The sequence below is a fragment of the Lacticaseibacillus zeae DSM 20178 = KCTC 3804 genome, from assembly GCF_000260435.1.
Taxonomy (GTDB): Bacteria; Bacillota; Bacilli; order Lactobacillales; family Lactobacillaceae; genus Lacticaseibacillus; species Lacticaseibacillus zeae.
In genome coordinates this window covers 19,328-27,047 of record NZ_BACQ01000060.1, presented here as the reverse complement: position 1 = coordinate 27,047, position 7,720 = coordinate 19,328, and the positions used below count along the sequence as shown (strand labels likewise).

General features: G+C 43.8%; 4 protein-coding genes. 3 read left to right on the top strand and 1 reads right to left on the bottom strand.

Annotation, left to right across the window (positions count from 1 at the left end; all coding sequences use genetic code 11):
• Positions 1–265 precede the first annotated feature (265 nt).
• From GSO_RS12270 to GSO_RS12260, 3 genes are all read left to right on the top strand, one after another.
• Positions 266–2,743, top strand: coding sequence for an SEC10/PgrA surface exclusion domain-containing protein (locus GSO_RS12270; RefSeq protein ID WP_010492641.1), 2,478 nt, complete (start codon positions 266–268; stop codon positions 2,741–2,743).
• Between the two features lie 794 nt (positions 2,744–3,537).
• Positions 3,538–4,611 (top strand): AAA family ATPase, encoded by a 1,074-nt coding sequence (locus GSO_RS12265; protein ID WP_010492639.1) that lies wholly within the window; start codon positions 3,538–3,540, stop codon positions 4,609–4,611.
• An 11-nt stretch (positions 4,612–4,622) separates the two neighbouring features.
• Complete coding sequence (locus GSO_RS12260) at positions 4,623–6,899, top strand: S8 family peptidase (RefSeq protein ID WP_010492637.1); 2,277 nt, start codon at positions 4,623–4,625, stop codon at positions 6,897–6,899.
• A gap of 359 nt (positions 6,900–7,258) precedes the next feature.
• Here the strand turns inward: GSO_RS12260 and psiE are convergent, their stop codons facing one another.
• Positions 7,259–7,696: a phosphate-starvation-inducible protein PsiE gene (gene psiE, locus GSO_RS12255; protein ID WP_010492636.1), complete on the bottom strand. Its 438-nt coding sequence runs from the start codon at positions 7,694–7,696 to the stop codon at positions 7,259–7,261.
• Positions 7,697–7,720: the final 24 nt, after the last annotated feature.

Sequence of the window (7,720 nt, the reverse complement as noted above, 5' to 3'; positions counted from 1 at the left end):
ATAAACGGCTTTTTGTTGTCTTGTAGAAGGTTTTCTGTTATCAATGGCAAAATTGAAATGAACAATTTTAAAAGGATGTCGCTAGTAACAGCTTGAGAAAAGCGGAGAGACGCTCAAAAAATGCTAGTTCCCGACTACTGCCATGCTGGGATTTGCATGAAAATGATGGTTGGAAAGCTTCACTAGGTATAACACGCCTAATTGTTTCGTATAATTTTTATTGTTCATGGATCCACGAGTACATACATGAATTGGAGGGGACACAATGTTATACAATCGATTTGCACAACATGTGGTAGATGATAAGAAGAAAATGTATAAACGCGGTAGCCAATGGGTGGTAGCTTCAGCATTTGCGTTGGCGATTGGTGGTTTTGGCGTGACCCAGACACAAACCGTCCGGGCAGCGGAAACACAGCCGCAGTTGACCGTGCAGTCAATCAAAGAGGTTCATAAGACTGACGCCTCAACACCTTCTTCAGCTGCTTCAAGTCAGGCAGCACAGGCTCAGGAAGCAACGGTCTCAACGGCGCAGACTGCAGCGCCGGCGGAACAAAAAGTGGCATCAACAACTTCCGTTCAAGTTGCACAACCGGCCAGTGCTGCGGCAAAGGCTGCTACTGCTGCGGTGCAAACCAATGCACCAGCACCTTCTTCGGTAAGTATGACAGATGAGCAGTGGAAGGCAGCTAAGGCTAAGTATGATCAGGCAAAGGCGGATGCGGCAAAGCAGGAAGCGGATGCGAAAACTAAAACAGAAGCGGCTAAAAGTGCTTATGGGGACAACGTTGTTAGCCAAGCAGAAGCTCAAAAAGAAAAAGACGATGCAGAATTTGAAAAACTTCAATCTGATGAGCCAGTTAGTTTAGCTGCAAAAAAAGCAGCCCAAGCAAATAGTTACGCTGCAGCAAGCCAAGCTGCTGCTAATGAAATTAAAGATTTGAATTCTCAGAGAGTTACGCCAAATATTCAAGTTGGAGATGGTGGCACATTTAATTATGTGGCTCGTACAGGTGCTTGGAGCAACATCGTATCACCAAATGATGAGCAAAATAAGACTTGGAATGGAGGTTACTTAGTACAGAATTTGTCAGTGTTCACAGATGATCAGGTGAACAGTATAGACAAGTTGGATCCTCTTTCAAATCCTGCTGACAGAAAGCCATTCGATAACTATTCGGATAAAGCTGATCTGGAACATATGTCTGATGATATGAATACGCCGTCATGGGTTCTTTCTGATACAGTTCAAAACGATCAGTTAAGCGCAGCTCAAAAAGTCGAAGTTAATCAGTATGCTATGATGCTGATTAACAATTATCGTAAGGCGCTTGGCATAGCACCATTGGTCTCCACTGAGAGTTTTTTGGCACTGGTTCAAGAGCGTAGTGATTCTATGCGTACAGACACAGACATGCACCATAATGCTGAAGCAATTAAGCGCATATTCGCTCAATATGGTGGGGGAGCTTCTGAGTGTATTGCAAATGCTAATCCCAATGGTTATAAAGGGACGCGTAATGGTTCACTGACAATGGTGGAAGTTTTGCAGGCTGTTGCTGATGATATAAATGGCATGCTGAATTGGGATGGCGATTCCAACGAGGGACACCGAGAGATTCTTCTGGGTGAAGACGGTGATGTAACAGGCGGTTTTGCCATTCAAAAAATTGCTGATAATGAATGGGTTCTCAATTTTAATGGGGTTCGCTATTCAGCCGATGGAAAGAATATAGCTACTGTTCCGGAAAAAGATACCTCACTTCCAGTAGATAACAACCACGAAATAGATACAAAGATTGAACAGATAAAAGACAATCTCGCAAAGCTTCAACAGCAACAGGCTAAAGATTATCAATCCGCGCAACAAGCTTATGTTGATGCGCAAAAAGTAATTTATGCGAGGATTGCAAATGATGACGTAATACTGATGAACTTACCTCAAAAAATTAGGAATTATAATGCACAGCAAGATGCCGCATTAGCAGAGTTGATCAATAGTATTGAGGCACGTGTTGCCAAACTGGATCCAGGCCCAGAACCGAACACGCCAGCAAGTGGCGGTAGTTCTTCAACCTCCGGCTCTAATAGTTCCAGTGCATCAAGTGCAGCCAGTTCCGCTACTTCTAGCGCAGCAAGCTCGGCTGCTTCCGGTTCATCAAGTTCTGCGGCATCTAGTGCCAATAATTCTACTGCGTCGAGTGCTGCCAGTTCCGCGACCTCCAGCGCCGCGAATTCAGCTGATTCAAGTGCATCAAGCTCAGCGACGTCTAGTGCTAATAGCTCCAGTGCCTCCAGTGCCTCCAGCGCCGCCAGTTCAGCAACCTCAAGTGCAGCCAGTTCAGCCGCTTCAAGCGCTTCAAGTTCTGCTACCTCAAGCGCGGCGAGTCCTGCTGCATCTAGCGCAGCCAGTTCCGCTACCTCCAGTGCATCGAGTTCTGCAGCTTCCAGTGCCAATAGCTCAGCTGCCTCGCGCGCCACGGTCCCAGCTGCTACAACGCCGGCGGGTTCGAATGCCCCTAAGCCTGCTACCGGCCCCGCTAAACCTGCAACAGTGACACCATTAGTCAAAACGGAGCCTGCCAGCACGCAACCGCTTAGTCGCATGACTCAAAAGTATGGTAAACATGCTTACCCAGCAACAGGTGAGAGTCAAAACGGTATCGTTTTGGCCGAAGCTGGTGCGCTGATCATTGCGGTTCTGGGCTTTGCGGGCGTTCGTAAGTATCACCATGCAAAATAGTGATAGACAATATTGCGGTGATTGGAAATCTTGTTAGTGACGATTGTGGGGATGGTCACTGGCATTGATACATCATCTAGGTTGGCTAGTTTAATGAGTCGGGTAAACACAACGGATGTTTGGACGCGAGTCGTGCGCGATGATGTGGTTTTGGGGATTGCATCATTCTAGAGATGACTTTGCGTTCAACATAATGCAAGACAAGCTGCTGAGAAATTTGTCGTGGGGATAAGGTTCTCAGCGGATGAAAAAGAATCACGGCGGCGTTGTCTCGCCATATCTGTAACAATTTATAAGAAGAAGCACGATAGAGAGGTCAGCAGATCTGTCTACCGTGCTTTTTTGCGAAAAACCAATAACTAATACATACTGGCAAGCTCTCGCTGCAGCAGCCGCTTCCAGGATGCAAAGCGCTACGAATCATATTCAATAAATAGCTAGGTTGTTTACCACCACATTTGAGGTAGCATTCTTGAATCCATTATGGACGTAGTCTTGTAGTCTTTCCTGAAGCTCATTGTTATGCACCCGTCGTCTGGAATCATTGACACTATGTGTGGTGACATCACTCTGCAGCTCGGTCTTGTGAGAGACTGGCTAATGTGGTCACTAATTAATTTCCAACTTAACCCAGATAAGATGATTGAATACCAGACATATCAATGATTTGACAGTTGTTGGGATAAATGATATTCTTTCCCAAAAGACAGAATTTCAAATTTTTTGGGAATTAATTGGCTTGAAAAGCTGACACATAGGCAACTGATTTTTTCCCAGGCTAAAGAGGTGTAACAATGGCAAATGCAGTTTACAATAGAATTCCAGATTTAGTTAAGAGCTTTATAACTCAAGACAATAATGGATTTGAGCTAGCAACAGTATCCTTGATACGCCTACTTAATCAGAAAGATCCGAAAGTATCCAGCGAACTTAAACAAATGCTTACTGATTACAGAGCAGGGAAAAAAGATATCCAAGAAGCCCGATCCCTGTCGTCTGTAGAGAACGCGTTGTTGATGTTAACGAATTCCCGTAAGGGTATTAATGACTTAATTGTGTCAAATCAGATTCGTGAGAATATTGTTGAAATTATTCAATCATATGATCGTGTCGATGAATTACGGAGGGTGGGATTAGATCCAATATCAAAAGTTCTTATTAGTGGCCCTTCAGGTACGGGTAAGAGTACTGCGGCAGAGGTTATCGCATCGGAATTGAAGCTACCACTCTATCGTGTCAATACAGCTCAACTGTTGTCCAGTTATCTAGGGGATACTAGTAAAAATATTGATGCAATAATTCAATTTGTTCGTACAAATCGGGTCGTCCTTCTGATCGACGAATTCGACTCAATAGGTGTTGGTCGAGATGAGAACAATGACATTGGGGAAATGCGAAGGATTGTTAATACACTTCTTCAAACTTTAGATGCATGGGAGAATCGCGGCATTTTAATAGCCACAACGAATCGAATTGACGATATTGATGATGCACTACTGAGACGTTTTGATTTTGATATCCGGTTTAAATTGCCAGATAAATTACAGAGATTCGAAATTTGGCAACGTTATATCGGAAAGTATGTAGATACGGAAAAGCTCAAAAAAATTGCACTGATAGTTGACCAAACATCTCCTGCAGAAATCGAAATTATCAGTCATCGAGCGCTCAGACAGGCGATTTTAAAACATGACAATGTTAGTTCTATGTTAGTTCGATATTTGGGAACCTTTCTACGGAAAAGTGGTATGAGCAAGGCGATTGTCGTTCGGAATCTTAAGGATATTGATAAGACCCTGACCTTGCAGCAAATAGCTCGGTTAGTTGATTCGAGTACAAGTTCTGTTAGTCGTTATCTTAAAGAATAGAGGTAGTGGGTATGGGGAATCAAGATAATATGATCTTCGGTAACGGCATTGAGTTTGTACGGGGATTAGAGAGGGGATCTAAGGGCCACACCCCAAAAGTTTCGGATCAGGACTTTTCCGAGGCATTACAGTTGCTTGTGCCACAAGTTAAGCAAGTTGTCACCGAACTTGAAAAGCTCAATGATGATTTGAAGATGCCAAACTCAGTAATAAGTCTTGAAATTAAGCCTCAGTACTTATCTAAATCAAGCAAAATAACTGAAATATACAATAAGTCCGATTTAGAACGGATAGGCTCTTTGCCTATTAAAGTGCGTGATCAAGATGCGGGGAACACTGAAAAGTCCCGTATCGAGTATTTACGTGGCTCACTCGACAAGCTTGATCAATTGTTTGAAAATATGAGTAATGGAAAGAGTGTAACCCAAAGATTACGAGCGGAAATTGTTAGGATTAAAGAAATTGGTTTGGCCACCGTCGATGAAAAGTTGAAACTGATCCCGGGGAATTGGCAAAACGGCCGCGCATATTTGGTGTTGCATCCAATGGTAGATCAGCAGCTACTGCTCGCAAAGATTAAACGATTATTGCCGGAACAGGATCCGAGTAGTTGGAAAATATTTCAAGCCAGTGATGGGCTTACTTATCTGTCGTTAACGTTAACACGCGACGAGGTAAACGCTTTGGCTCCTTTTAATGCGCTAAGGCAGATTATGCCTAAAGGGACTAATGCACCGATTCAAGTGGAAGGCGGATTTACGAGGGAAATTAATTTGTACGAGGAGAGTGATTATTCTTCCCGAAATATAGGGGAACTTAGTGTTGGGCAAATCGACGGAGGTATTAGGCAAGACGCGAATCCCTACTTACAGGAGATCCGCGAAATTGCAAGCGTAGAGGCACAGCCAACCGACTTTTTCCAAGAGCACGGTACTGCAGTTGGCAGCGTTCTCTTGTATGGAGATCTTAATGATGTCGTTCCAGGAGAGAAAGTGGGTGCAGTGGCTCGTATCAAGTCAATTCGAGTATTGCCAACTGGATTAATTAAAGAGGGTCACCGTGACGTTGAAGACTTTGACTTTGTTGAAGCTGCCGCACTGATCAAAGAAGTCGTACCACAACACGCCGATGTAAAGGTTTGGAATATCTCTGTTGGACCATTCGGGCCTGCTTTAGTGGATGGTGTTGCAGGCCCTTTAACTGAAGTGTTGGATCATCTAGCTTTTAAATACCGGATATTATTTTGCGTTGCGGTTGGAAACACTGGTGGATTAACTGGTGAATGGGCGAGGATTCAGACACCGGCAGACATGGTCAATGGCTTAGCAGTGGGTAGCTTCTATTTTGATGAAGATAATCAGGTCTCACTTGCTACCTATACATCTGTTGGGCCTGGTCGTGAAGGCGGTGTTATTAAGCCTGACATACTTGCTCATGGCGGAGCCGAAGAAGACAAGATTCTGACCTTTTCAACAAGTAACTATGCTTTGAATCAAGCATATGGAAGCTCCTTTGCAGCACCACTTGTTGCTAGGGATGCCATTCAGTTAATAAATACGAATCCTAGTTTGACGCCTTTGGATGCTAGAGCATTAATTATTCATAATGCTTCTTTGCAAAATTCTGACATACCGGTTGAACGTGGTGGTCATGGCTCAGTATTGAAAATTGAGGATGTTTTACACAGTGGGGATAATGAATATCGCATGGTGTATAGTTCCGAGATGTCCACAGGGAGTTACGTTAGGCTCGATATTCCGCTTCCGGATATCGATAATCTAAAATCAAAGTCGCTCGAGTTCGCCTGGACCGTTTGTGTGTTGAGTGAAGTTTCTGCGTCTGAGGTGGACGAGTATGCTCAGTACACTGCGGAAGTTGGGTTTTATCCCGATGCGAAAAGATATGAATATAGAAAAGCAGGGCACAAGCCAGTTACACTTAATAGCACTGATCCGCAGGTAGAAAGGCTTTTGGCTGACGGATGGAATCGAAGCGCCTTTCCTTCTGCAGACGGAAATAAAAAGTATAAACATTTAACGGAACAATCATTAAGAGATAAGTTGAAATGGGATACGGTTAAAAGTGATCGGGTAAACAAACACCGGACATCTCTAGATCATCCGTTTTTGGTTTTGCATGGGCTGTCGAGGAACGGAAGCCATATTCGGATACCTTATTCAGTGGTTCTGACAGTGAGAGCAAAAGATGACAACGATCTGTATCAACTTGTAAAGGCAAAGTACCCTGTACTACTTCCACTCCAGAATGTGGCACGCAATCGCGTTTAGCCAGTATAAGTTTAATGAGGTCGGCAAACGATCATTAATATTCTAGTGTTTGGTTACAGAGGAGAAAGAGCACTCGTCATTGATGAGTGCTCTTAATAAGCTTATTGTTTGCTTCTGACGCGAAAGCATTAGTTTTCGTATAGTGTAGTGTATTGTTACTGACGGTTATCTGATTAAGTTTGCAAGATCGCATTAGTGACAAGCTTGTCAGAATGGCACTACTTAATCTCTGTCGGAGAAATGATAGACATAGGTTGTTAATGTTTTTCATTTACCATTTTAAACACTACATTATTTAGATGCTTGCCGGTAGCTGGTGTGCTGACTCTTCACAATAACTTCTTCCAAGGCGATAATCCTTAAAAATGCTGGTCAATGTCCACATCTTTTTCATCGCGCGAGTGCTTGAAATCACCGCTGACGTACGAGAAAACGGTCAGAACCCCAGCTAGCACAAGAATGGCGAGCGTCAGTAACAAAGTTTCCGTGCCGCGATCATGAAGAACCAGCAGTTGTCGCAGGATGGCAGTCATCGAAATCAGAATGAGGTAACGGATGGGGATGTGGTGGCCTTCTTCAATGTAACGAATGAGCATGATCACGAACTCGAAGAGCATGAAGAAGCTGGTGACTTCCTGAATGACCTTGCCAAATAGGTCGGCTGAAAGTGGACGGAGGATCATGCTGCCGATATCGATGATGTAACGGAGCATGAAGACAACGACAACAATGGCAAGCAAGCCGAGTAGAATGTCTAAGGCTGCGTTGACAATTTTCTTATAGTGGTCAAATTTCATGAGTGGTCTCCAATCCGTTGCGAA